At 66.6% G+C, this 23021-nt stretch carries 23 protein-coding genes; 14 read left to right on the plus strand and 9 right to left on the minus strand.

Features of this window, described 5'->3' with window-relative positions; all coding sequences use genetic code 11:
- Positions 1-13: 13 nt before the first annotated feature.
- Genes SA2016_RS18965 through SA2016_RS18980 form a run of 4 tightly spaced genes read right to left on the minus strand, consistent with a single transcriptional unit; the run spans position 14 to position 4405 of the window.
- Positions 14-787, minus strand: a complete 774-nt coding sequence (locus tag SA2016_RS18965) for an ABC transporter permease (protein WP_066501240.1) — start codon at positions 785-787, stop codon at positions 14-16.
- On the minus strand, positions 784-1560 hold the full coding sequence (locus tag SA2016_RS18970; RefSeq protein WP_066501241.1) for an ABC transporter permease: 777 nt from the start codon (positions 1558-1560) through the stop codon (positions 784-786). Before SA2016_RS18970 ends, SA2016_RS18965 begins: the two co-directional genes overlap by 4 nt.
- Before the next feature lie 46 nt (positions 1561-1606).
- Positions 1607-2602: an ABC transporter substrate-binding protein gene (locus tag SA2016_RS18975; protein ID WP_066501243.1), complete on the minus strand. Its 996-nt coding sequence runs from the start codon at positions 2600-2602 to the stop codon at positions 1607-1609.
- 45 nt (positions 2603-2647) lie between these two features.
- On the minus strand, positions 2648-4405 hold the full coding sequence (locus SA2016_RS18980) for an amidohydrolase (RefSeq protein ID WP_306505409.1): 1758 nt from the start codon (positions 4403-4405) through the stop codon (positions 2648-2650).
- 131 nt (positions 4406-4536) lie between these two features.
- Between SA2016_RS18980 and SA2016_RS18985 the strand changes: the two genes are divergently transcribed.
- The 5 genes from SA2016_RS18985 (at position 4537) to SA2016_RS19005 (ending at position 7289) form a co-directional block, all read left to right on the plus strand.
- A complete protein-coding gene (locus SA2016_RS18985; RefSeq protein ID WP_066501247.1) occupies positions 4537-5181 on the plus strand; it encodes a TetR/AcrR family transcriptional regulator in 645 nt (214 codons plus the stop codon).
- 81 nt (positions 5182-5262) lie between these two features.
- Positions 5263-5529: a hypothetical protein gene (locus SA2016_RS18990; RefSeq protein WP_066501249.1), complete on the plus strand. Its 267-nt coding sequence runs from the start codon at positions 5263-5265 to the stop codon at positions 5527-5529.
- A 31-nt stretch (positions 5530-5560) separates the two neighbouring features.
- Entirely contained in the window at positions 5561-6571 is a 1011-nt protein-coding gene (locus SA2016_RS18995) for a formylglycine-generating enzyme family protein (RefSeq protein ID WP_141305649.1), read from the plus strand.
- Positions 6568-6930 (plus strand): YidH family protein, encoded by a 363-nt coding sequence (locus tag SA2016_RS19000; RefSeq protein ID WP_066501251.1) that lies wholly within the window; start codon positions 6568-6570, stop codon positions 6928-6930. Before SA2016_RS18995 ends, SA2016_RS19000 begins: the two co-directional genes overlap by 4 nt.
- Positions 6927-7289 carry a DUF202 domain-containing protein gene (locus SA2016_RS19005; protein ID WP_066501255.1) on the plus strand — a complete coding sequence of 121 codons (363 nt, stop codon included), beginning with the start codon at positions 6927-6929 and terminating at the stop codon, positions 7287-7289. The genes SA2016_RS19000 and SA2016_RS19005 overlap by 4 nt, the downstream gene beginning before the upstream one ends.
- A gap of 547 nt (positions 7290-7836) precedes the next feature.
- Here SA2016_RS19005 and SA2016_RS19010 read toward each other — a convergent pair.
- On the minus strand, positions 7837-9327 hold the full coding sequence (locus SA2016_RS19010) for a glyceraldehyde-3-phosphate dehydrogenase (RefSeq protein WP_084249656.1): 1491 nt from the start codon (positions 9325-9327) through the stop codon (positions 7837-7839).
- A 267-nt stretch (positions 9328-9594) separates the two neighbouring features.
- Here SA2016_RS19010 and hxlB point away from each other — a divergent pair, with 267 nt between their 5' ends.
- The 9 genes from hxlB (at position 9595) to SA2016_RS19050 (ending at position 17476) form a co-directional block, all read left to right on the plus strand.
- Positions 9595-10194, plus strand: coding sequence for a 6-phospho-3-hexuloisomerase (gene hxlB / locus SA2016_RS19015; RefSeq protein WP_371326636.1), 600 nt, complete (start codon positions 9595-9597; stop codon positions 10192-10194).
- Positions 10195-10247: 53 nt separating this feature from the next.
- Positions 10248-10871: a 3-hexulose-6-phosphate synthase gene (hxlA, locus tag SA2016_RS19020; RefSeq protein ID WP_066501259.1), complete on the plus strand. Its 624-nt coding sequence runs from the start codon at positions 10248-10250 to the stop codon at positions 10869-10871.
- A 579-nt stretch (positions 10872-11450) separates the two neighbouring features.
- Complete coding sequence (gene hxlA / locus SA2016_RS19025) at positions 11451-12074, plus strand: 3-hexulose-6-phosphate synthase (protein ID WP_066501259.1); 624 nt, start codon at positions 11451-11453, stop codon at positions 12072-12074.
- A gap of 78 nt (positions 12075-12152) precedes the next feature.
- The gene (locus SA2016_RS21610; protein ID WP_141305769.1) at positions 12153-12425 is read left to right on the plus strand and encodes a hypothetical protein; all 273 of its coding nucleotides are present in this window, start codon (positions 12153-12155) and stop codon (positions 12423-12425) included.
- On the plus strand, positions 12418-12633 hold the full coding sequence (locus tag SA2016_RS19030; RefSeq protein WP_066501261.1) for a hypothetical protein: 216 nt from the start codon (positions 12418-12420) through the stop codon (positions 12631-12633). The genes SA2016_RS21610 and SA2016_RS19030 overlap by 8 nt, the downstream gene beginning before the upstream one ends.
- A gap of 45 nt (positions 12634-12678) precedes the next feature.
- A complete protein-coding gene (gene zwf, locus SA2016_RS19035; RefSeq protein ID WP_066501264.1) occupies positions 12679-14235 on the plus strand; it encodes a glucose-6-phosphate dehydrogenase in 1557 nt (518 codons plus the stop codon).
- Entirely contained in the window at positions 14232-15173 is a 942-nt protein-coding gene (locus tag SA2016_RS19040) for a glucose-6-phosphate dehydrogenase assembly protein OpcA (protein WP_066501265.1), read from the plus strand. The genes zwf and SA2016_RS19040 overlap by 4 nt, the downstream gene beginning before the upstream one ends.
- A gap of 225 nt (positions 15174-15398) precedes the next feature.
- Complete coding sequence (locus SA2016_RS19045; protein ID WP_084249657.1) at positions 15399-16748, plus strand: APC family permease; 1350 nt, start codon at positions 15399-15401, stop codon at positions 16746-16748.
- The gene (locus SA2016_RS19050) at positions 16745-17476 is read left to right on the plus strand and encodes an IclR family transcriptional regulator (RefSeq protein WP_066501269.1); all 732 of its coding nucleotides are present in this window, start codon (positions 16745-16747) and stop codon (positions 17474-17476) included. Before SA2016_RS19045 ends, SA2016_RS19050 begins: the two co-directional genes overlap by 4 nt.
- Before the next feature lie 91 nt (positions 17477-17567).
- On the opposite strand, the gene SA2016_RS19055 is transcribed toward SA2016_RS19050, so the two are convergent.
- From SA2016_RS19055 to tkt, 4 genes are all read right to left on the minus strand, one after another.
- A complete protein-coding gene (locus SA2016_RS19055) occupies positions 17568-18593 on the minus strand; it encodes a 6-phosphofructokinase (protein ID WP_066501270.1) in 1026 nt (341 codons plus the stop codon).
- Positions 18594-18619: 26 nt separating this feature from the next.
- Positions 18620-19540 carry a phosphogluconate dehydrogenase (NAD(+)-dependent, decarboxylating) gene (gene gnd / locus SA2016_RS19060; RefSeq protein ID WP_066501276.1) on the minus strand — a complete coding sequence of 307 codons (921 nt, stop codon included), beginning with the start codon at positions 19538-19540 and terminating at the stop codon, positions 18620-18622.
- Positions 19541-19613: 73 nt separating this feature from the next.
- Positions 19614-20741, minus strand: a complete 1128-nt coding sequence (tal, locus tag SA2016_RS19065) for a transaldolase (protein ID WP_066501279.1) — start codon at positions 20739-20741, stop codon at positions 19614-19616.
- A 33-nt stretch (positions 20742-20774) separates the two neighbouring features.
- Complete coding sequence (gene tkt, locus SA2016_RS19070) at positions 20775-22931, minus strand: transketolase (protein WP_066502885.1); 2157 nt, start codon at positions 22929-22931, stop codon at positions 20775-20777.
- Positions 22932-23021 lie beyond the last annotated feature (90 nt).

Below are 23021 nucleotides of genomic sequence, written 5' to 3' on the forward strand. Positions count from 1 at the left end.
GGGCGGAAGGTTGTCATGATGCACGGGCCAATCTGCGGGACTCGATGTACCAGGCCAGGACTCTGCGCCGGACCAGGTCGAAGGCCAGATTTGCGGCGAAGCCGATCAGGCCGAGCAGGAGGATGCCGGCCCACATGTCCGGGATCATGAAGCTCTGCTGGGCAAGGAGCGTCATAGCCCCGATGCCCTGCGACGGACCGAGCATCTCGGAAGCGATCATGACCACGAACGCTGTCTGCAGGCTCACCTGCAGCCCTGAGAAGATCTGCGGACCGGCTGCCGGGAGCATCACCGACATGACGCGTTCAGCGGGCCGCAGGCGGTAGACGTGGGTGACGTCGACGAGGTTGCGGTCCACTGCGCGCAGCCCGTCCACGGTGGCGATGAAGGTGGGGAAGAAAGCCGCCAGTGCGATGCTGGCGATCCGCATCTCGGGACCGAACCCCATGAGCGAGATGAATATCGGCACCAGCGCAACGGGCGGGATGCCGCGCAGGAAGTGGATGAGCGGATCGACCGCCCATCTGACGGGGGCACAGAGCGCGGTGACGAAGCCGACGACCACGGCCCCCAGCGCAGCCGCCGCGAAGCCGAGCGCGAGGTTGCGCAGGCTCACGAGGACGTCCGAGGCGAAGTGGTCGAAGAGCCACAGGGCACGGAACCGGTCGAGGATGTCGGCAAGCGGCGGGAAGAAGGTGTCCGTCGAGGAGGCGGATCCGAACCACCACACCGCGAGCAGGACAACAGGGATGCCGATTCCGAGGATCCACAGGCCAAGACGCCTCATGAGTGCACCGCCTCTCGGTACGATTCGTGCCAGTGCAGCAGCCGCCGCTCGGCGATCTGCGTGGCGGCCTGGAAGGCGAGTCCGAGGATGCCGAGGATCACGACGAGCGCATACATGGTGGCGTAGTCGCCGCCTGCCTGCGCCAGGTACAGGCTCTGCCCCAGACCCGGGCCGCCGCCGAGGAGTCCCGCGACCACGGTGATGATGAGTGCGGCCGGAGCGGTGACACGCACCGCTGTGCCGATGTAGGGCAGCGCGCTCGGCAGCACGATCCGGGCGAGGACCTCGCCGGGGCCCAGTCCGAAGGAGCGCGCCGTGTCCCTGGCCACCGGATCGGTGCTGTGGACGCCGTCGACGGTCTGCATGACGATGGGCAGGAGGCAGCCGAGGAACACCAGGAACCACGACATCTCGCCGGTGGGCCCGAGGACGAGCACCACCAGCGGGAGGATGACGATGGGCGGGATCGGCTTGAGGAACTCGAGGACCGCCCGCGTCGCGTAGCGGACGGGCTCGAAGCTGCCCACCAGGATGCCGATCACCACGCCACAGATGCCGGCAGCGGCGAGCCCCAGGACGGCTATGCCGACCGTCGCGGCAGCAGCTGCCCAGAAGTCGGCGCTGGCCCCGAGGGCGGCAAGCTCGCCGAAGACCCGGCCGAGCTGCGGGAGCGACCCGCCGGCAGCGCCGGATCCCGCCGCGATCTGCCAGATCAGCAGCGCCGCCGCGATGCCGGCAGCGCCGACGGCGGTGGACTTGAGTGAGAGTCTCATGAGGGTATTCCTCTGGTGCCTCGAGGGTGTGCTTGGGAGGAGGGCATCAGTTGCCCAGGGTCAGCTCGGAGGGGAGCTTGACCGGTTCTTTGAGGTAGCCGAGCTCGGCCATCGCGTCGTCGACGCGCTGGATGTCGTCCGTCGTGACCTTGTCGGGCCAGTAGTTCACGGCGCCTGCCTTGATCACATCGATCGGGTTGTTCGTGATCTGGGCGCTGAGCTGCTGGGCCTCGTCCAGATGGGTGTTCGCGTAGGCGTTCGCCTTGTAGATGGCGCTGCGGAAGCCCTCGATGGCCTTGCGCTCCTTGGCCAGGCTGCTCTTGCCGGTGACCCAGAGGCCCACGGCGCCGGCCTTGAAGAAGGCCACGCCCGGGGAAGCGAGGAGGCGGTCACCCTGGGAGATCGCCTTGGAGACGAACGGGGCGACGAGGGAAGCTGCGTCGACGCGGCCGGAGTTGAGGGACTGCAGGGCCGAGGACGGGTCGAGGACCATCCAGTTGACCTTGGAGGGGTCGCCGCCGTCGTCCTTGACGAGCTTGCTCACCGTGACTTCGAGCTGGGCCTTGCGTGCCGGGACCGAGACGGACTTGCCTTCGAGGTCCTTCGGGCGCTGGATCGGCGAGCCCTTCTGGACTACGAGGCCGGTGTCGTCGACCTTGGTCATGTCCTTGCTCGCCATGGCCTGCTCTGAGTAGCCGTCGGCGGCGGCTACCACAGTGAGCGGGACATTGTTGCTGAGCGCGTTCAGGAGCGGGATCGAGGGCGTGTAGGTGAGGTCGAGCTGGCCGCTCTGGGCGGCGGCGATGCCGGCCGGGGGGTTCGCCACGACCGAGGTCTTCACGTCGAGGCCCTGCTCCTTGAAGTAGCCCTTGTCGATCGCGAGCCTGATCGCGGCATCGCTGCCGATGCCGATGGTGCCGACCTTGAGGGTCGTCAGGGAGCCCTCAGAGCCGGCGGAAGTGCTTGATGCGGCGCTGCCGCCGCAGGCGGATAGGGCTAGGGCGAGGACGGCGGCCAGGGCCGCGGGGATGCTTCGTTGCATGGGGTGTCTCCTCAGGAATGGATGGACGGGTGGGGAAGGCTGAAGTCAGCGGGGAGCGTGCTCGCGGGCGGGTACGCCGTCTGCGATGGTGAGGGCGACGTCCGTCTCGAGGAGCTCCTCGATCCGGTCGTCGTCGGGCCACTGGCCGGCAAGGACGCACAGGTCGGCGGCCATCCCGGGGGCGATGGTGCCCTTGAACTGCTCGGCGTGGTCCTGCCAGGCCGCGTCGGCCGTCATCGCGGCAAGGGCTTCGAGGCCGCTGATGCCCTCGGGGTCGCCGGGAATCCCCGGTGATGTCCGGGTGCCGCGCCGCACCGCGGCCACGATGGTCTCTCGCCAGTCGGTGCTCGCCACAGGGGCGTCGGAGGCGAGCGTGAATGGGACTCCTGCAGTGGCCGCGGTCCGCAGCGGCTGGTGCCGGGCGAAGCGCTCCTCGCCGAGGAGGCGGCGCATCGCGTCGCCGGCGCCGTGGCGGATGAGCGGGTTGGTGCTGTATCCGATCCCGTGCTGCGCCATGCGTGCGAGGGTGGTCTCCGGTGTGCTGAAGGCGCCGTGGATGATGTAGTGCCGGCGGCCGGGATCCGTCGCCGCGGCGAGGGCATCGGCTGCGGCCTCGGTCGCCGCATCGCCGGTAGCGTGGATGCCGGCCTGGAGCCCGGCCCGGTCCACCAGTCTGAGGATGTGGCGGAGCTCCTCCACCCGGTCCTGTTCGGTGGCCCCCGCGATGACGAGACTCCCCCGGGTGCAGTGGTCGCCGTAGGGCTCGGCCATCCACGCCGTGCCGCTGCGCGGGATGCCGTCGGCGAAGACCTTCACGCCGGCGATCCGGAGACGCTCCGGGGCGATCCCCCGGTCCGTGTAGGCGTGCCGGAGCCGGCTGGCGAGCCCGGCCCCGATGGCGGCGCTGTCCGCGCCGCCGGTTCCGGCGAAAAGCATGAGGACGGCCACTCGGAGCATCAGCTCTCCTGACACGGCCAGGTCGCCGAGCAGTCGGATCGCCTCTACCGAGCCGGACCCGTCCAGCAGCCCCGCGCTTGCAGGACCGAGCCCTGGCTCTGTCAGCGAGGTGATCCCTTGGGTGTGGAGCCGCCGCTGCATGGCAAGGACCGCCTTCCGCAGCGTCGCCGCCGGGACGGGCGGGAGTGCCCGGTTGACGATCTCCATGGCGGCGTCCTGGAACAGCCCTGTGGGTTCGCCGCCCTCACCGCGGACGATGACCCCGCCCGCGGGGTCCGGGGTGGAAGCAGCCAGACCCGCCCTGCGGAGAGCCTCCCGGTTCGCAACAAGCTGGTGGCCCGTCGAGTCGAAGGCCACGACCGGCGTGTCCGGACGGACGTCGAGGATCTGCCCGGCTGCTGGACCGATGAGCACGTCGTCCCACCCCCGTGCCCGGACCCACCCGTCCTCACCCGGCTCTGCCCCCTCCAGACGGCGGGCGACTGCATCCCAGCCTGGTGCGATCGGAGCGGACACATCGAGGTAACCGAAAGCGGCCATCGACGCACCGACCAAGTGGAGGTGGGCGTCATTGATGCCGGGCAGGACAGCTCCGCCCCTGGCATCGATGCGCCGCGTCCGGGGGCCGGTCAAGGCTGCGACATCGCGGCTGCCGACTGCGAGAATCCGTCCTCCGCCGACTGCGACCGCGTCCGCTGGAATCCGGTTGCTCCCCCGACCACGGTCCATGGTCAGCACCTGCGCATTGACAATGGCCAGGTCCGCCTCGGCTACTGCCACGGGGCGTTTCGGCATGACGTTCCTCCTCGGCTGCGGGGCGGCCCTGTGTGATCTGCCCAACATCATGCACCAGAACTTGGTCGCTTGACTAGATCAAATGACCAAGTTCTGGAGTATGATTTTTCTGGCAACGCCCTGAAGCTGGGCGCACTGACTACCCGCCCTAGGATGGTCGGATGACAGAGGAGGACTGACGGATGTCGAGGATCCCGGCCGAGGAACGGCGGCTGCAGTTCGTCGAGGCCGCAGCCAGAGTCATCGCCTCTGAGGGCCTGCAGGCTGCCACCACGCGGCGCATCGCGGCCGAGGCCGACGCGCCGCTGGCAGCCCTCCACTACTGCTTCCGCAGCAAGGAGGAGCTCCTTCAGGATGTCTACCACTACCTCAGCCGCGACTATGCGAAAAGCCTCTCGCCCATACACGACATCGGCGCAGGCCTCCCCCACGTAATCCGCCAGCACGCACACCGCATCTGGGACCGCATTCGCGAACGGCCACACGAGCAGGTCACGACCTTCGAACTGCTCCTGCGCCGCTTCCGCGAGGCCCCCGACCACGAGCCAATAGCCAGGGCGCAGAACCGATCAATGTACGAGGGATGGGTCACTTCCACGGCGCGGCTCTTCCACTCCGCCACACAAGCCGCGGGCACCGACGCCCCGGACAATCTCGACCTCCTCGCGCGGCTCTTCATATCGGGCATCGACGGGATCAGCATGCAGCACCTCGCCGACCCCGACGACGAGCGGTCCCGCCTCCTGATTGACATGCTGGCCGACTCCCTCATAGCGCTCCTGCCTGTGCCGGCAGGTGCGGCCGCTCGGCAGGCGCAGAGCCACTAGCCACTCCTTCCGCACAAGCGCTGGCATGTCATCAACGCGCCTGAGAAGCAGCGTGGCGGTGCGTACGGGACGGCGCTGCAGATGGCCTCCTGCCTCACCAACCGCCAGGTCGCCCGCTGGGTCACCCGCAGGGCGAGAAGATCCGCGGCCGCAGTTCGATCCGGCCGGCTTCGCCCGCTCCAGGGGGCCCCGTACAGCCTGTCCAAGGAGGGCAAGGGCACCGCTGGCCCCCTCGTCACCGCCCTCACCGTCGCCACGGTGGAGGCCTACGTCGAGTACGACCTGGCCTCCGATCCCGACGAACTCACCGGGATCGGCGCCGAAGCCGAGCCTCGTGAAGTAGCCTGAGCCGCATCGAGATGACCGCTGAGGAGAGACCGTGAACAACGCCGGCCACGAACCGCACTCGGTTCCTCCGTCCTGCTGCAGCCCAGGCCGAGTGGCTACAGCCGGTTCCCAGCCGCTCACGCTCCGCGCGCGCCCGGCCACGGCCCCAGACACGCCCGCCGTATCGCTTCACAACGCCGATGTGGTGATCCCGGCCGGCGAGTTCCTCATGGGTGACGGGCTCGGGGAGGGGTACGCCGCGGACGGCGAAATCCCCGTCCACGCGGTGGAGCTCGACGGATTCCGGATGGATGCGACGGCGGTGACCAACCGCATGTTCGCCGCGTTCGTGGAGGCGACGGGGTACCGGAGCGAGGCCGAGCGGTACGGGTCCTCCGCCGTGTTCCACCTCCTCGCCGACGCCCCCGACGCCGACATCCTCGGCACGGCTGCGGGCACGCCGTGGTGGCTGAACGTCCAAGGGGCCGACTGGGCCCACCCCGCCGGGGCCCGCTCCCACTGGCAGGACATCCCCGACCACCCCGCCGTCCACGTCTCCTGGCACGACGCCCAGGCCTACTGCGCCTGGGCCGGTCGGCGCCTGCCCACCGAGGCCGAATGGGAGTACGCCGCCCGCGGCGGCCTCCACGGCGCCCGCTACGCCTGGGGCGACGAGCTCACCCCCGGCGCGGAGCACCGCTGCAACATCTGGCAGGGCACCTTCCCCACCCACAACACCGCCGAGGACGGCTACATCGGCACCGCACCCGTCCGCTCCTTCCCACCCAACGGCTACGGACTCTACGAAGTCGCCGGCAACGTCTGGGAATGGTGCGCCGACTGGTTCCTCCCCAGGTACTACGCCAAATCGCCCCGGCACAATCCGCAGGGGCCCTCGATCGGCAACGGCCGCGTCATGCGCGGAGGCTCCTACCTCTGCCACGACTCCTACTGCAGCCGCTACCGCGTCGCCGCCCGCAACCACAACACCCCAGACTCCTCCAGCGGCAACTGCGGCTTCCGCACCATCGCCCTCCCACTCCCGGAAGGGCAGGGCCGGTGAAGCTCAGGGAGCCGCAGTGGCGGCGCGAGGGCGAGATGCCCGACTACCGGTTCTCGATGGCCAACGAGCGCACGTTCCTGGCCTGGATCAGGACCTCGATGGCGATCCTCGCCGGCTCCATCGCCATCGACCAGCTCACCCCCGACATCGCCCCCGCCCCGGTGCGCATCGTCCTGTGCCTGATCCTGGCCGCCATCGGCGCCCTGCTGGCCCTCGAGGCCTACCGGCGCTGGTCCCTCCAGGAACAGGCCATGCGCAACAAACGCGAACTCCCCCACGCCTGGCTGCTCGTGGCCATGACCACCGTCGTCGCCCTCGCAGCCCTGGTCTTCGCCATCCTCATCCTCTCCACCCGATGACACCCAGCCCCACGCCAGACGAGCAGACCCGCGACCCCGGGCTGCAGCCCGAACGCACCTCCCTGTCCTGGGGAAGGACCCTGCTGGCCCTGCTCGTCTCAGACCTGCTCATCTGGCGCGCCTGGAGCCGGTCCCTGTCCAGGCACGAAGGCAGGATCGAAGGCAACGCCCTCACCCTAGGCCTGGCAGCCGGCACCGCCGCCGCGGCCACCGCCGTCATCGCCTGCTGCGTCATCTACCGCACCCGCACACTCCGCACCGACACCCAGGCGCCCCCAGCGGGACTCATGCTCACCACCACGACCGCCCTGCTCGCCCTCGCCGCAGCCACCACCGTCTCAATACTTCTCACCAAATAGGCCGCACGCGGGTGCAGAACAGATAAATACACCCGTTCCTGATACGCAGGGGTGCCAGTAATTCTTCAGATCCGGCAGTCCCCCTTCCTTCTAACAAGCATGTTCGGAGTCGGAAGGGCGACTTGCACTGGAATGCCAAGCGGAACTCCCACTCTCGACCATGACCGGCGGCGACCGGACGATTACCCTGGGCGCCTAGGCCCCTGCATACCCGGACGGACCACGGCAGGCAGAGTCCGCTTAGGCGCGCCCTGGCCCCTCCCCCGGGGCGCCCCGTGGGCGCGCCGCCAGCAAGGGCCTTTGCGATGGTTGCGAAAGCCGGGTGCGCCGCGGTTCACTGCATGGGAATCAAGGGCGGCACGGTCGATCTCGAAGCTCGACAGCGGCCGGCCGCATCAATACTCCGAGTCCATCGGGAGTCAGAGATCGACAGCTCTCGGCGTCGTAGCTTACCGCCCCCGTCATGGGTTCAGTGAGATTGGCGCGGAGAGACCGATACCTTCGGGCATGGGTTACTCCTGGGCATCAGCCAGTGGAGATGGTTTCCCTACCTCGATCCGGCGGCAGCGAGCATCGAGATGGCTTCGTCGACGATATCCGGCGCCGGGAAAGTGGGCCGCCTCAAGCCGGCCATCTGTTCCATGACCCGAATGACCTGCGAGCTGTAGCCAAATTCGTTGTCATACCAGACGTAGAGAATCACGCTGCTGCCGTTGGAGATGGTTGCGAGGCCGTCAACAGTGCCTGCGCTGCGGGAACCGACAAAGTCGGTGGAGACGACCTCGGATGACTCGATGTAGTCGATCTGGTCGCGCAGATCAGAATGCAGTGACACCTCGCGCAGGTAGTCGTTCACTTCTTCCTTGGTAGTCCAGCGTTCCAGATTGAGGTTGAGGATGGCCATAGAAACGTCCGGCGTCGGGACGCGGATCGCGTTGCCCGTGAGCTTCCCCGCCAGTTCTGGCAGTGCCTTTGCTATCGCGTTGGCCGCACCGGTCTCGGTGATCACCATGTTCAGAGCTGCGGAGCGCCCGCGTCGATCACCACGGTGGAAGTTGTCGATCAGATTCTGGTCGTTGGTGAATGAGTGGACCGTCTCAATGTGGCCGTTCACGATCCCGTACCTGTCGTTGATGGCCTGCAGAACGGGCGCGATCGCGTTAGTAGTGCAGGAGGCTGCAGTCACGATCCGGTCGGTAGCGGTGATGTCGTGGTGGTTGATGCCGTGCACGATGTTCTTCAGTTCGCCCTTGCCTGGGGCGGTCAGCAATACACGCGCAACGCCTTTACTCCGCAGGTGCTGTGCTACCCCCTTGGTGTCGCGCCACTGGCCCGTGTTGTCCACGACCAGGGCGTCCTTGATGCCGTAAGCGGTGTAATCGATGCTGGCGGGGTCATCCGAGTAGATGACCTGGATCTGAACGCCGTTGGCAGTGATGGTGTCAGAGGTGTCGTCTACCCTGATGGTGCCTTCGAAAGAGCCATGCACGGAATCGCGGCGGAGCAGGCTGGCGCGCTTGGCTAGATCGCGGTCGGAGGCGCGCCGGACGACGACCGCGCGCAGGCGCAGGCCGTGGCCTCCCCCGGTCTTTTCTACCAGAAGGCGTGCCAGCAACCGCCCGATCCTTCCGAATCCGTATAGCACGATGTCCGTGCGGGCACAATCATCGGCGCCGCGCTTGCCCACCACATCGGCCAGTTCGCGGCGCAGGAATTCCTCCAAACCGCAGGCCCCGCCGCCGTCCCTGAATCTCTGGTTCAGCAGCGCGATATCAATGTCGGCAGCGCCCAGTTCTAACTGCGACAGGGCCGTCAGCAGAGGTGCCGTCTCCTCCAAGGGCAGTTCCTCCTTGCTGACGCGGCGCGCGAAGCGGTGCGCCTTCAGGATCTCCAGCGTGGACCTGTTGGTCAGTGCCCGACCATAGACGGACATGACGACATCGTTCTCGCGGTACAGCCGGCCGATCACCGGAATCATGGCTTCCGCGAGGGCTTCTTGGCCCATCCACGCATGGAGACAAGAATCTGAGGTTTCCATCGCCGGTTGCCCTCCAAAAGAGTCTCTCGAGTGCGGTCCCGTCGATCATCCTTCACCCACTGCCCACGGGAAACGCTAATTCGGATTGGCGTGGACCATTCTTTTGGGCAGTCCCCCGCAAGAATCTCGTGGGCCAGCCCTTAAGTGTAGTGAGAACTATCAGAAAACAGTGTTACCGGGCGCTGTCCATCCCGGAATCATGAATGCCAACCGCAAGAAGCATCCGCCGGCCAACGGGGACGCGGTTCGAGTCGAAAGGGAAACATCGTGAATTCAACAGCCATCGGCACGCTGACCGCGCCCGTCGAGCCAGGAGACATCGTCCGCAGCCTGTTCCTGGTCAAGGAAGAGATCGCGGACACCACGGGCAAGGTTAACGAGCACGAGGTCGCAGCCGTTGCAGCGCATCTCGCTCACCCAGGCCGCGTATTCGTCGCCGGAGCCGGGCGCAGTGGCCTGGTCCTACGCATGGCCGCCATGCGCCTGATGCACCTGGGCATGACCGTTCATGTGGCCGGCGACACGACCACTCCCGCGATCGGCTCCGGTGACCTGCTCCTGGTCGCCTCTGGATCGGGCACCACTTCTGGGGTGGTCAAGGCGGCCGAGACCGCCGCGAAGGCAGGAGCCCGCATCGCGGCTTTCACCACCAATCCCACCTCCCCCCTCGCCGGGCTCGCAGACGCAGTCGTCACCATCCCTGCTGCTCAGAAGACCGACCACGCCTCCAGCGTCTCCGCCCAGTACGCCGGCTCCCTCTTCGAGCAGGTGCTCTTCCTCGTCACTGAGGCACTCTTCCAGTCCCTCTGGGACAACACGGACGCTCCCGCCGAACAGCTCTGGCTGCGCCACGCCAACCTCGAGTAGTCCCGGCCCCTCCCCTCCCACCAGCAGTTCCCTACCGAAAGAATGCGAAGACCATGAAACTCCAAGTCGCCATCGACCTGCTCACCACCGAAGACGCGCTCGAGCTCGCCGGCAAGGTCGCCGAGTACGTCGACATCATCGAGCTCGGCACTCCCCTGATCAAGGCCGAAGGCCTCTCTGTGATCACCGCCGTGAAGGAAGCCCACCCGGACAAGATCGTCTTCGCCGACCTGAAGACCATGGACGCCGGCGAGCTCGAGGCCGACATCGCCTTCAAGGCCGGCGCCGACCTGGTCACCGTGCTCGGCACTGCCGACGACTCCACCATCGCCGGCGCCGTCAAGGCAGCCAAGGCACACAACAAGGGCGTCGTGGTGGATCTGATCGGCATTGCCGACAAGGCGGCCCGTGCCAAGGAGGTCCGCGCCCTCGGTGCCAAGTTCGTCGAGATGCACGCCGGCCTGGACGAGCAGGCCAAGCCCGGCTACGACCTCAACGGCCTCCTCTCCGCCGGGACGGAATCACGCGTCCCCTTCTCCGTCGCCGGAGGCGTCAAGCTCGCCACCATCGCCGACGTCCAGAAGGCCGGAGCCGACGTCGCCGTCGCGGGCGGGGCCATCTACGGCGCCTCCGACCCGGCCCTCGCTGCCAAGGAACTCCGCGCCGCCATCAACTAGGTACTACGAGAGGCCTCCGGGGTGGGGGTGCGGCCACACTGCACTTCTCTTCTCTCAGGAGGCCTCTCTTCTTGCGCGGCCAATCCGGCCGCTAGGGCCGACCCAAGTGGCAGCATGCGGGTAGCTTCCTGGGCAACCCGACTGCTGGCACGGATCTTGGACGACCTCGCGCAGGAGGCGGCCCCGGCCCCGAAACCAGTCACGGTCCGTCTCCAGCCGCGTCAGGCATCCGCACCGGAGCTGACCGTAAGGCAGCACTGCGGATTCTCACCATCTTCAATGACGAGCGGCACGAGCGTGTGGGAAAGCCCGACCCACGTGGCGCCGAGGCCCCCCCTCCCGACCCGTTTGCTCTCACGCTGGCGTGGCATAGGCCTGCTTCCGCCGACCGCACCGGGCCCGCGCAATAGCGGGGCGTCGGCCATTCGCCCCACACCGAATTACGAGGTCGGAATTCGCCGGGTTTCGCACCAGTCCTTAAGTGTAGCGAGAACCATCAAAAAACAGCGTTACCCTAGCCAGCTCGTTTCGGAATTATGGATGCCACCAGCAGTTCCCTACCGAAAGAATGCGAAGACCATGAAACTCCAAGTCGCCATCGACCTGCTCACCACCGAAGACGCGCTCGAGCTCGCCGGCAAGGTCGCCGAGTACGTCGACATCATCGAGCTCGGCACTCCCCTGATCAAGGCCGAAGGCCTCTCTGTGATCACCGCCGTGAAGGAAGCCCACCCGGACAAGATCGTCTTCGCCGACCTGAAGACCATGGACGCCGGCGAGCTCGAGGCCGACATCGCCTTCAAGGCCGGCGCCGACCTGGTCACCGTGCTCGGCACTGCCGACGACTCCACCATCGCCGGCGCCGTCAAGGCAGCCAAGGCGCACAACAAGGGCGTCGTGGTGGATCTGATCGGCATTGCCGACAAGGCGGCCCGTGCCAAGGAGGTCCGCGCCCTCGGTGCCAAGTTCGTCGAGATGCACGCCGGCCTGGACGAGCAGGCCAAGCCCGGCTACGACCTCAACGGCCTCCTCTCCGCCGGGACGGAATCACGCGTCCCCTTCTCCGTCGCCGGAGGCGTCAAGCTCGCCACCATCGCCGACGTCCAGAAGGCCGGAGCCGACGTCGCCGTCGCGGGTGGGGCCATCTACGGCGCCTCCGACCCGGCCCTCGCTGCCAAGGAACTCCGCGCCGCCATCAACTAGGTATGCGGCTGTAGGCGGCGTCCCGCAGACGCAACCCGCGGGCCGCCGCCTAGGCGATACCGCCTCTAGGACCAAGACATGAAACAACTGGCGTCGGGATCATACGGTGGGAACCGCAGATCATCGGGCAGGTCGCACATCGAGGACTGGGCGTCCCTTCAGATCGGGGAACGTGTAGAAGTCTGGCCCACCATCTCGTTCCGCTATACGGCCTATGTGGATGACCGTGCCGACGACGGCCGATTGGTGTGGCTCGTCGAGCACGGCACCGGCTCCCGCCGTCTCTATGTTCGCGGCGACGCGGTCGAGATCTTTGCAGGCTCACACAAGGAGTTTGATCCTCATGGATAAACGCTCTGACGCCCACTTGGAAGTCGTCGTCGCCGAGCCAGGCCGGCTGCAGGAATTGCTGGACGAGGCCGAAGCGGTGCTCCGCCAGGCGGCGATGTACCAACGGAGCTGCGGCATTCTGGTCACGCGCCACAATCCTGGGCGGTACACCCTCGCGCTCAGCGACGCAGTTCCATTCGGAGAGACCCGCGAGCAGATACTCGCGTGAACGTCTTGAGGCGGCGGCCCCGCCCCTGAAAGGTAGAAGGCGACTATGTCCATCACTTACGTTGATCCGGGTGCGAAGGGACGGCCAAATCTGCTGCGGGACCCGCGTGATCGCCGGCTTTCCCGGGTTGCAGGCCCCTCATCGTTAGTGCTTTTCGGAATCACCGGAGACTTGGCCCGCAAGAAGCTCGTGCCTGCCCTGTACGACCTGGCCACGCGGGGACTGCTGCCGCCCAGCTTTGGGCTCGTCGGATTCGCTCGGCGGAACCCGGACAACGACGACTTTGCGGCCGTGCTCAAAGAGTCGGTCAAGACGCATTCTCGCGCCCCCTTCGATGAGGATGTCTGGGCCCAGCTTTCCGCTGGCATGCGGTTCGTCGAGGGAGAATTCGACGACGACGATGCCTTTGGGCGGCTTGCCCTCACGTTGGCTGAGTTGGAGGAGCAGCGCGGCACGCTCGGAAACCACGCCTTCTACCTCTCCATCCCCCCGAAGACCTTCGAGCAGGTGTGCAGGCAGCTGTCCAAGCACGGTCTAGCCAAGGCCGATGGGGACGCCTGGCGCCGTGTGGTCATCGAGAAGCCGTTCGGCCATGATCTCGCTTCGGCACGCAAGCTCAACGAGATCGTCGAATCGGTCTTCCCGCCCGACTGTGTGTTCCGCATTGACCACTACCTCGGCAAGGAAACGGTCCAGAACATCCTGGCACTACGTTTCGTCAATCGCCTCTTCGAGCCAGTCTGGAACGCCAGCCACGTTGACCACGTCCAGATCACCATGGCCGAGGATATCGGCACGAGTGGCCGAGCCGGATACTACGACGGCGTAGGCGCGGCCCGCGACGTGATTCAGAACCACCTGCTCCAACTGCTGGCCCTCACCGCCATGGAGGAACCCCTCTCATTCAATGCCGAGGACCTCCGGGCCGAGAAGGAGAAAGTCCTCGCCGCAGTCCAGCTCCCGGCGGACCTGTCCCAGCAATCGGCACGAGGACAGTTCACAGGCGGCTGGCAGGGCGGCGAACTCGTTCAGGGCTACCTCGAGGAAGACGGCATCGCCGCCGATTCCACAACCGAGACGTATGCGGCGATCCGGCTCGACATCAACACCCGGAGATGGGCAGGCGTCCCGTTCTACCTGAGATCTGGAAAGCGGCTAGGCCGCCGCGTCACGGAAATTGCCGTGGTGTTCAAACATGCGCCCAACCGTCTTTTCGCCGGCCAGAGCCAGGACGACCTCGGCCAGAATACCGTCGTGATCAGGGTCCAGCCCGATGAGGGAGTCACTCTCCGATTCAGCTCGAAGGTCCCCGGCACCCAGATGGAAGTCCGCGACGTGACGATGGACTTCGGCTACGGCCATGCGTTCACCGAGTCCAGCCCCGAGGCCTATGAACGGCTCATTCTGGACGTCCTCCTCGGGGAGCCGCCGCTGTTCCCCCGCCACCGGGAGGTGGAACTGTCCTGGAGAATCTTCGACCCCTTCCAGGGCTACTGGGCCTCGCTGACGGAACGGCCCGAGCCATACGCTCCGGGAAGCTGGGGACCGGCCTCCGCCGATGAGCTGCTCGCCCGAGATGGACGAAGCTGGAGGAGGCCATGATCCTCGACCTCTCCAACACCACCAGCTCGCAGATCGCCAAGGGACTCGCTTCCCTTCGTGAACACGGCGGCGTCACGGCCCTGGGGCGAGTCCTCACCCTGGTCGTCATCACCAAGTCCGGAATGGAAGAAGAGGCGATCAACGCCGCGAACGTGGCAAGTCGAGAGCACCCCTGCCGGATCATCGTGCTGGCCGCGGGCTCTCCGGGGGAACGCACCCGGTTGAACGCCCAGCTCCGCACTGGCGAGCATGCCGGAGCATCAGAGGTCATCGTGCTGCGGGGCCGTGGGGAACTCGCGATAGGAAGCGAGTCACTCGTCGCACCTCTTCTGCTCCCAGACGCTCCAATCGTCGCCTGGTGGCCTCGCAATGCCCCCAAGAATGCTTCCCAGACCTCGATCGGGCGCATAGCGCACCGCAGGATCACGGATTCCGCCAACGAGGTGGACCCGCTACTGGCTCTGGAGAACATCGGAGCGACCTACAGGGCAGGTGACACGGACTTGGCCTGGACCCGGCTGACCAACTGGCGCGTCCACCTTGCTGCGGTCCTCGACCAGCCCAGCCCCTCGCCGATCATCTCCGTAGTGGTCCAGGGAGCCTCCGATTCCCCCAGCACGATCCTTCTCGCGGCCTGGCTGCGGCGCGCGCTGGACGTCCCCGTCGCGATTGTGGCCGATCCTCCGGGCACGGGAATCCGCGGCGTCCGGCTTCGCAGGAGCTCAGGGGACATCTGTCTGCACCGGCCCGGATTCGCCGTGGCTGAGCTAACCAAGCCGGGGCAGCCGACACAGCGGATCTCCTTGCCGCGCCGCACGCTGCAGGACTGCCTTGCCGAGGAACTGCGCCGCCTCGATCCAGATGAAGTATTCGGCGAAACGGTCCTCAGCCTCGGGGCTTCCACGATCCGTCACGAGAACGCCCTGACCACCGTCTGATGCGGCTCCGCAATACAAGCCGCCTTCCTCGGGAGAATGCTAGTCTCTGGCGACTCGTCCGCAAGCAGGGCGAGCCCTGCCCAACGGAACGAAAGCTGGTTCCACGTGTCTGCCCGTGATCGCTTCATCACTCCCCGGTCGCCGGTGGAGGGTTTGAGTCGCCGGAGACTCTCCTTCCTACCTGTCTTCGCCCAGGCAGTTGCCGCTGTGGCACCTGCCGGGTCAATGGCCGTCATTCCTGCCCTTGTCGCCCCTGCCCTCTTCCTCGGGTTCAGCGGATCAAACCTCCTACTGACGTTCGGTGCCGCCATGGTCGTGATCGTCCTGGTTTCCTTCTGTTTGAGGCCCATGGCCAAGCGCATGGCCGCCGTCAGCGGCCTCTACAGCTACACGGCCAAGGGGCTCGGCCAAGGACCAGCAATTACCGTCGGGTGGTCGGCCATGTTCGGCTATGCCTTCGTGGCGATGGGCAGCCTGTTGGCCGTGGGCACCTATGTCGTTGAGTTCTTGACCAATCTCGGGGCCCGGCTGCCAGATCCCCGGATGTTCACCGTTCTGACGATTGTCGCCGCCGCAGCCGGCGGCTGCCTTCTCATGGTCAGAGGAATTCGGATATCCTCGTGGTTCACGCTCTCGGTGGAAGCCGCCGCCATCGGCGTCATCGCTGTCCTCATGATTGTCTACTTCGTCCTCAACGCGCCGAAGGCCAGCTTCACGAGCGAATTGATATGGAATGGAAACATCGATTCGCTGTGGCTCGGCACCGTCGTGGCCGTGAGTGCATTTGTCGGCTTCGAGAGCCCGACAACCCTTGGGGGCGAGGCGTACAAGCCTTTCATCAATGTCCCTCGGGCCATTACGTGGACCCCACTCGTGACGGGTGTGCTCTTCATTCTCGCCGCGGCCGCTCAGGACCTGGCCCTCAAGGAGGCGCCGTCATCCATCAGGGCGAGCCCCACGCCCTTGTCCGACCTGATCTTCAGCACTTCTCCATTGTTCGCCGCAGTCCTTGATCTCGGGATCGCGGCTTCGTGGTTCGCGTGCGCCATCGCTTCCATGAACGCCCTCGCGCGGATCCTGTTCTGCATGGGGCGTGAAGGCGTTGCGCCCCGGATGGTTGGGCGGACCCACCCCGTGTTTCGAAGCCCTTCGACAGCGATCATGGCGGCCATGCCTGTGGTTGCCGCGGTTCCGATTGCGGTCGTCGCCTCTGGTGTACCTCTCCAGCAGGGTCTTGCGGACCTCTTCACGCTTGGCGCCTACGGGTACCTCGGGGCCTACGTGCTGACTACCGCATCGTTGCCGTTCTTCCTGCGACGGATTGGCGAGAGCACCTACGCCAGCTGGGTCCTGGGGCCGGCGACTTCCTTGGCCATCGTAGCGGTGCTTGCGGAAGCTGCGACGGTGTCGATCCGCAGTGGCAACGCCGTGAGTCTCGTCTATGGTGCTGTCCTCCTCCTCAGCGTCGTCTACGCCATCATCCTCCGCCTCCGGTTCCCGCAGCTCCTCGCATCCGTGGGCATCTATGACGAGACCCGGGAGCTGGACCTTTTCAGGGGGGAACCTGCTCCATGAACGGCGGTGGCCCCAGCACAGTGACTAACTCTCTCCGGATCCTGGAGATCGTGGCGCGTTTCGGCACCGGGACGACGGCAAAGGAGATCACCGACTCCCTCCAGATTCCGCCCGCTACTGCCTACCGGGTGCTGAATGCCCTCGTCGGCGATGAGTATCTGGCCCGCACCTCAGACCTCCGCGGATTCGCGCTCGGACATGCGATTTCTGGCCTGATAACGGCGGCGGCCCCGCCGACCGTTCCCACCGCGGCCCGCCGGCTCATCGAGGAGTTCCGCAGCGGGAACCGTTTCGCGGTGCATCTCATCATGTTCCGCAACGCATCCCTCAGGATCGCCGACGAGGACCCTGATTACCCGCTTCAGTCCGCATTCAACCTACTCCGCTACCCGCATGCCTCCGCTGCCGGCAAATTGATGCTCGCTCATCTCGACGATTTGGCTTCGACCCTCCCACGCGGGCACCTGCAGAAGCTGACGCCCAATACCATCACGGACAAGCGGCGCCTCAGTGAGATCCTCGAGGAGATCAGGACGAAAGGGGAGGCTACGGAAATCAGCGAATTGGAGGAGGGCTCTTCCAGGCTCGCGCTTCCGGTGTGCCTCCCGGATGGCTCCGCTGGCGCGGCGCTCTGTCTGTCGGCTCCCGCTGAACGCTTCACCGCCCTGCGAGAACAGGCCGGCGCCGCCCGCGAGGTGGCCACGCAGCTGGCACCGTTCCTCTTCTAGAGACAGGTAGGGGAAGCAGATGGCACAGCCAGCACGGCCGCTATGGACGAATTCAGACGGCCGTTGCAGCAGTCGCCACGGGAGCTGCTACCTAGCCGAAGAGGACGCGGGCCTCGTCGTAGCGGTGCTGGGGCACGACCTTGAGCCGACCGAGGGCCTCCTCGAAGCCCACGTGGGCGATCTCCGTGCCGCGCAGCGAGACCATGGTGCCCCAGCGGCCCTCCACCACGGAGTCGATCGCGGCCGCGCCCAGGCGTGTCGCGAGGACGCGGTCGAACGCGGTGGGGACGCCGCCGCGCTGGATGTGGCCCAGGATCGTCGCCCGCGTCTCGATTCCCGTATAGAGCTCGATTTCAGGCGCGAGCTGCTCGGCGATGCCGCCCAGGCGCGGGCGGCCGAACGTGTCGAGGCCGCGCTCCGAATGCGGGGCGTCCATGCCCTCGAGCACGAATCCCTCGGCGACGACCACGAGCGGGGCCCTGCCGCGATCGTGGGCAAGCTTGACCCACTCGGCGATCTCGTGAATGCTCACGCGCTGCTCGGGGATCAGGATGCCGTGGGCGCCGGAGGCCATCCCGGAGTGCAGCGCGATCCAGCCGACGTGGCGGCCCATGACCTCGGCGATCATGCAGCGGTGGTGAGACTCGCCCGTGGTGCGGAGCCGGTCGATCGCCTCGGTGGCGATCTCCACGGCGGTGTCGAAGCCGAACGTGTAGTCGGTGGCGTCGAGGTCGTTGTCGACGGTCTTGGGGACGCCGACGATCTTCAGGCCCGCGTCCGTGAGGCGCCGCGCAGCCGCCAGCGTGCCCTCGCCGCCGATCGCGATGATGGCGTCGATCCCGAGCCGCTCCATGTGGGCCTTGATCACCTCGGGGCCGCCGTTGTTCTCGAACGGGTTGGTGCGGGAGGTCCCCAGGATCGTGCCGCCCTGCTTGGCGATGCCGCGGACCGAGGTGCGCGGCAGGTCGATGACGTCGCCCTCGACGACCCCGCGCCAGCCGTCCCGGTAGCCCACGAACTCCTGGCCGTGCACGGCGATGCCCTTGAGCACCGCCCCACGGATGACGGCGTTGAGGCCGGGGCAGTCGCCGCCGGAGGTGAGGATGCCGATCTTCATGGGAGGCCTTTCGAGGTCGCCGCTGCCTAGGGGACAGGCAAGGCGTCTGGGGCAGAATGACTTCGGCGGGCAGGACGTGCGGGATGTCCGCCGAACTGGTTCCGGAGCGCGGAGACCATTTTCATGCCGGGAGAGCTGTCCTCGCGTGAAGCGAAGCGGGCGAAAAGGGCAGCTGTGATGGCCGGTGCGGGCACGGCATTCGCGATCGCCTCTTCCACGGTCCAGCGGCCTTCGCCCGAGTCCTCGACATAGCCCTCGATCGACGCCAGCCCGGGATCTTCCTCCAGCGCTTTGACCATGAGGTCCAGAAGCCAGGACCGTACGACGGTGCCCTTCTGCCAGGCGCGCAACGTCGCCGGCAGGTCGGTAACGATCTCCTTTGCGGCCAGGAGTTCGTAGCCTTCCGCATAGGACTGCATCAAACCGTATTCAATGCCGTTGTGGACCATCTTCGCGTAGTGCCCAGCACCGACGTCGCCCACGTGGACGAAGCTGTCGGCCCGCTCCCCCTCGGGACGGAGCGCGTCAAAGACGGGAAGGGCCCTTTGGACATCGTCGGGGTGGCCACCGACCATGAGGCCGTATCCGTTCTCGAGGCCCCAGACTCCGCCGGAGACGCCGCAGTCGGCGAAGTGAATGCCTCTTGCTGCGAGCAGTTCGCCGTGTTTATGGTCTTCGGTGAATCGGGAGTTTCCCCCGTCAATCACCAGATCACCTTGATCGAGCTTGTCTGCCAGTTCGCCGATGAGGGCAGCGGTAGCCTCACCTGCCGGGACCATCACCCAGACCAGCCTAGGAGCTGGGACGGATGCCAGCAGTTCATCGATGGTAGGAACATCGGTCACTTCACGATTTCGGTCGAAGCCGGTGACATCGATGCCCCTCCTGCGCAGGCGTTCGCGCATGTTGAAACCCATCCTGCCAAGGCCGATCAATCCAATGTGCACGTGCGGACTCCTTCTACGGATTTATTGCCGGGAGCGCAGGGCCTCCGGGTCTCAGGAGGCCCTGCGCGCCGCGCTAGTGTGCCGGGACGTTCCTGGCGTCGGCGAGGGCGGCTTCGACGTCGGCCAGGAGTTCGCTCCAGCTGGCCACAAACTTGTCCAGCCCTTCGGATTCGAGGACCGAGACGACCTCGTCGTAGGAGATGCCAAGGTCTTCGAGGGCGGTGAGCACGCCGTGGGCTTCCTCATAGGTGCCTGCGATGGTGTCGCCGGTGACCTCGGCGTGGTCGAAGGTCGCCTCGAGGGTCTTCTCCGGCATCGTGTTCACCACGCCGGGGGCGACGAGGCCCGTGACGTAGAGGGTGTCGGGGAGCGAGGGGTCCTTGACCCCGGTCGAGGCCCACAGCGGGCGCTGGGGCAGGGCCCCGGCGTCGGCGAGGAGCTTCCACCGCTCGGTGGTGAACTCCTCCTCGTAGATCTGGTAGGCGAGGCGGGCGTTGGCCAGACCGGCCTTGCCCTTGAGGGCCGCAGCCTGCTCGGTGCCGATCTTCTCGAGGCGCTTGTCGATCTCGGTGTCCACGCGGGAGACGAAGAACGAGGCAACAGAGTGGATACCGGCGAGGTCGTGGCCGTTGTCCTTGGCCAGCTCCAAGCCGGTCTGGAAGGCGTTGATGACGGCCCGGTAGCGGGTGAGGGAGAAGATCAGGGTCACGTTGACGCTGATGCCCTCGGCCAGGACGGCCGTGATGGCCGCCAGGCCTTCGAGGGTTGCGGGGATCTTGATGTGGACATTCTCCTTGTCGACCTCCTTGTACAGACGCTTGGCCTCCGCGATCGTGCCGGCGGTGTCCCAGGCGAGGCGGGGGTCGACCTCGATCGAGACGCGGCCGTCGATGCCCTTGGTGGCGGCGGCGATCGGAGCGAAGAGATCGCAGGCGTCGGCCACGTCGGCGGTCGTGATCTCGAAGATCGTCTCCTCGGCGCCGGTCCCCTGGGAGGCGAGCTCGGCAATCTTGCGGTCGTAGTCCGTGCCGGAGGTGATCGCCGCTTGGAAGATGGAGGGGTTCGTGGTGACCCCGACGACGTTCTTTTCATCGATCAGCCGCTGAAGGCCTCCGCTGGAGAGCCGGCCCCGGGACAGGTCGTCAAGCCAGATGGATACCCCGGCCTCGGAGAGCTGGGCGGTGGGTGTTGCGTTGGTCATGGTTGTTGCTGCTTCCTTGAGAGGGTCGGGCGGCTAGTTCCGGGTGGCCGCGAGGGAGTCCTTCGCGGCGGCGGTGACCGCCTCGGCGGTGATGCCGAACTCCCGGAAGAGGGTCTTGTAGTCGGCGGAGGCGCCGTAGTGCTCGAGGCTGATGGACCGGCCGGCGTCGCCAACGAATTCCTTCCATCCCAAGGCCAGGCCTGCCTCGACCGAGACACGAGCCCTGACGGCGGCCGGGAGCACAGACTCGCGGTACTCGGCATCCTGCTTGGCGAACCACTCGACGCAGGGCATGGAGACCACACGGGTGGGAATGCCTTCGCTCTGAAGTGCCTCGCGGGCCTCGACGGCGAGCTGGACCTCCGAGCCGGTGGCGATCAGGAGCACCTGGGCCGGGACGGTCGCCCCGTCCTCGGACGCCTCGGCCAGGACGTAGCCGCCCTTGGCCGCGCCAGCGGCGGAACCGAAGGTGTCGCCCTCGGCGGCGCCGGCGCCGCGGGCGTAGGTCGGCACGTTCTGGCGGGTCAGGATGATGCCGGCAGGGTTCTCGTGGTTCTCGAGGATGGCCTTCCACGCCCAGGCGACCTCGTTCGCGTCGCCGGGACGGACGACGTCGAGATTCGGGATCGCGCGCAGGCTCGCCACCTGCTCGACCGGCTGGTGCGTCGGCCCGTCCTCGCCAAGGCCAATCGAATCGTGCGTCCACACATAGATGGACGGGACGCCCATGAGCGCGGAGAGGCGGATGGCCGGGCGCTGGTAGTCGCTGAACATCAGGAAGGTTCCCGAGAACGCCCGGGTCTTCCCGGCCAGAGTGATCCCGTTCACGATCGAGGCTGCCGCGTGCTCGCGGATCCCGAAGTGCAGCACGCGCCCGTAGGGGTTGCCCTTCCACGCCTCAGTGGACCGGGATGCCGGGATGAACGAGGGCGAGCCCTCGATCGTGGTGTTGTTCGATTCGGCGAGGTCGGCCGAGCCGCCCCAGAGCTCCGGCAGGAGAGGGCCAATCGCGTTGAGGACCTTACCCGATGCCGCGCGAGTAGAGACCTCCTTGCCCCCGGGGAACTCCGGCAAGGAGGACTCCCAGCCCTCGGGGAACTCACGGGCCTCGATCCGCTCATGGAGCTCGGCGGCCTCGCGGTTCTCCGTGGCCCAGGCGTCAAATGTCTCCTGCCACGCCGCGTGGGCCTCCCGGCCACGCTCGAGGGCGCCGCGGGTGTGCGCCAGGACCTCGGGGTCGATGTCGAAGGACTTCTCCGGGTCGAAACCCAGGACCTGCTTGAGGGCCGTCACCTCCTCCGCGCCCAGCGCCGAGCCGTGGATCTTGCCCGTGTTCTGCTTGGTCGGGGAGGGCCAGCCGATGACCGTGCGCAGGGAGACGATCGAGGGACGCCCGGTCTCGGCCTTCGCCGCCAGCAGGGCAGAGTAGAGCTCCTCGACGTCCTCGACGTAGTCGCCGGTCTTGGTCCAGTCGACCCTCTGGGTGTGCCACCCGTAGGAGGCGTACCGGGCCAGGACGTCCTCGGTGAAGGCGATGTCGGTATCGTCCTCGATCGAGATGTGGTTCTCGTCGTAGATCACCACGAGATTGCCCAGCTCCTGGTGGCCTGCGAGGGAGGACGCCTCCGAGGTCACGCCCTCCTGCAGGTCCCCGTCGGAGGCGATGACCCACACGGTGTGGTCGAACGGCGACTCGCCGGCGGGAGCGGCGGCGTCGAACATCCCGCGCAGCCGGCGCTGAGAGTACGCGAAGCCCACCGAGGAAGCGAGACCTTGGCCCAGTGGGCCCGTGGTGATCTCCACGCCCTTGGTGTGCTTGTACTCCGGGTGCCCCGGGGTCCGCGAGCCCCAGGTCCGGAAGGCCTTCAGGTCATCCAGCTCCAGTCCGTAGCCGGCGAGGTACAGCTGGATGTACAGGGTGAGCGACGTGTGCCCGGGGGAGAGGATGAAACGGTCCCGGCCGATCCAGTCGGGATCGCGCGGGTCGTGGCGCATGAGCTTCTGGAAAAGCAGGTACACGGCCGGTGCCAGGCTCATCGCCGTGCCCGGGTGCCCGTTGCCCACCTTCTCCACCGCGTCCGCGGCCAGAACCCGGATGGTGTCCACCGAGCGCTGGTCAACGGCGGTCCATTCAAGCGGCGAATCGGAGTTGGTCGATGCTCCAGCGGGCCTTTTCGCGTGGGATGTGATAGTTGCTGTCGGATTCAAGGCTCTGTCCTCTTCCGCTTGGTCATCGACGCAAATTTGTCGTCGATGAATGCTTTTCTTGCTGGCATCAAT

Origin of the sequence: Sinomonas atrocyanea (assembly GCF_001577305.1) — a bacterium.
GTDB lineage: Bacteria > Actinomycetota > Actinomycetes > Actinomycetales > Micrococcaceae > Sinomonas > Sinomonas atrocyanea.

What these genes read in the sequence shown, in the direction of transcription:
- SA2016_RS18965 (WP_066501240.1), bottom strand. Translation starts at nt 787, where the DNA reads ATGAGGCGTCTTGGCCTGTGGATCCTCGGAATCGGCATCCCTGTTGTC.
- SA2016_RS18970 (WP_066501241.1), bottom strand. Translation starts at nt 1,560, where the DNA reads ATGAGACTCTCACTCAAGTCCACCGCCGTCGGCGCTGCCGGCATCGCG.
- SA2016_RS18975 (WP_066501243.1), bottom strand. Translation starts at nt 2,602, where the DNA reads ATGCAACGAAGCATCCCCGCGGCCCTGGCCGCCGTCCTCGCCCTAGCC.
- SA2016_RS18980 (WP_306505409.1), bottom strand. Translation starts at nt 4,405, where the DNA reads ATGATGTTGGGCAGATCACACAGGGCCGCCCCGCAGCCGAGGAGGAAC.
- SA2016_RS18985 (WP_066501247.1), top strand. Translation starts at nt 4,537, where the DNA reads ATGTCGAGGATCCCGGCCGAGGAACGGCGGCTGCAGTTCGTCGAGGCC.
- SA2016_RS18990 (WP_066501249.1), top strand. Translation starts at nt 5,263, where the DNA reads ATGGCCTCCTGCCTCACCAACCGCCAGGTCGCCCGCTGGGTCACCCGC.
- SA2016_RS19005 (WP_066501255.1), top strand. Translation starts at nt 6,927, where the DNA reads ATGACACCCAGCCCCACGCCAGACGAGCAGACCCGCGACCCCGGGCTG.
- SA2016_RS19010 (WP_084249656.1), bottom strand. Translation starts at nt 9,327, where the DNA reads ATGGAAACCTCAGATTCTTGTCTCCATGCGTGGATGGGCCAAGAAGCC.
- hxlA (WP_066501259.1), top strand. Translation starts at nt 10,248, where the DNA reads ATGAAACTCCAAGTCGCCATCGACCTGCTCACCACCGAAGACGCGCTC.
- hxlA (WP_066501259.1), top strand. Translation starts at nt 11,451, where the DNA reads ATGAAACTCCAAGTCGCCATCGACCTGCTCACCACCGAAGACGCGCTC.
- SA2016_RS21610 (WP_141305769.1), top strand. Translation starts at nt 12,153, where the DNA reads ATGAAACAACTGGCGTCGGGATCATACGGTGGGAACCGCAGATCATCG.
- SA2016_RS19030 (WP_066501261.1), top strand. Translation starts at nt 12,418, where the DNA reads ATGGATAAACGCTCTGACGCCCACTTGGAAGTCGTCGTCGCCGAGCCA.
- zwf (WP_066501264.1), top strand. Translation starts at nt 12,679, where the DNA reads ATGTCCATCACTTACGTTGATCCGGGTGCGAAGGGACGGCCAAATCTG.
- SA2016_RS19040 (WP_066501265.1), top strand. Translation starts at nt 14,232, where the DNA reads ATGATCCTCGACCTCTCCAACACCACCAGCTCGCAGATCGCCAAGGGA.
- SA2016_RS19045 (WP_084249657.1), top strand. Translation starts at nt 15,399, where the DNA reads ATGGCCGTCATTCCTGCCCTTGTCGCCCCTGCCCTCTTCCTCGGGTTC.
- SA2016_RS19050 (WP_066501269.1), top strand. Translation starts at nt 16,745, where the DNA reads ATGAACGGCGGTGGCCCCAGCACAGTGACTAACTCTCTCCGGATCCTG.
- SA2016_RS19055 (WP_066501270.1), bottom strand. Translation starts at nt 18,593, where the DNA reads ATGAAGATCGGCATCCTCACCTCCGGCGGCGACTGCCCCGGCCTCAAC.
- tal (WP_066501279.1), bottom strand. Translation starts at nt 20,741, where the DNA reads ATGACCAACGCAACACCCACCGCCCAGCTCTCCGAGGCCGGGGTATCC.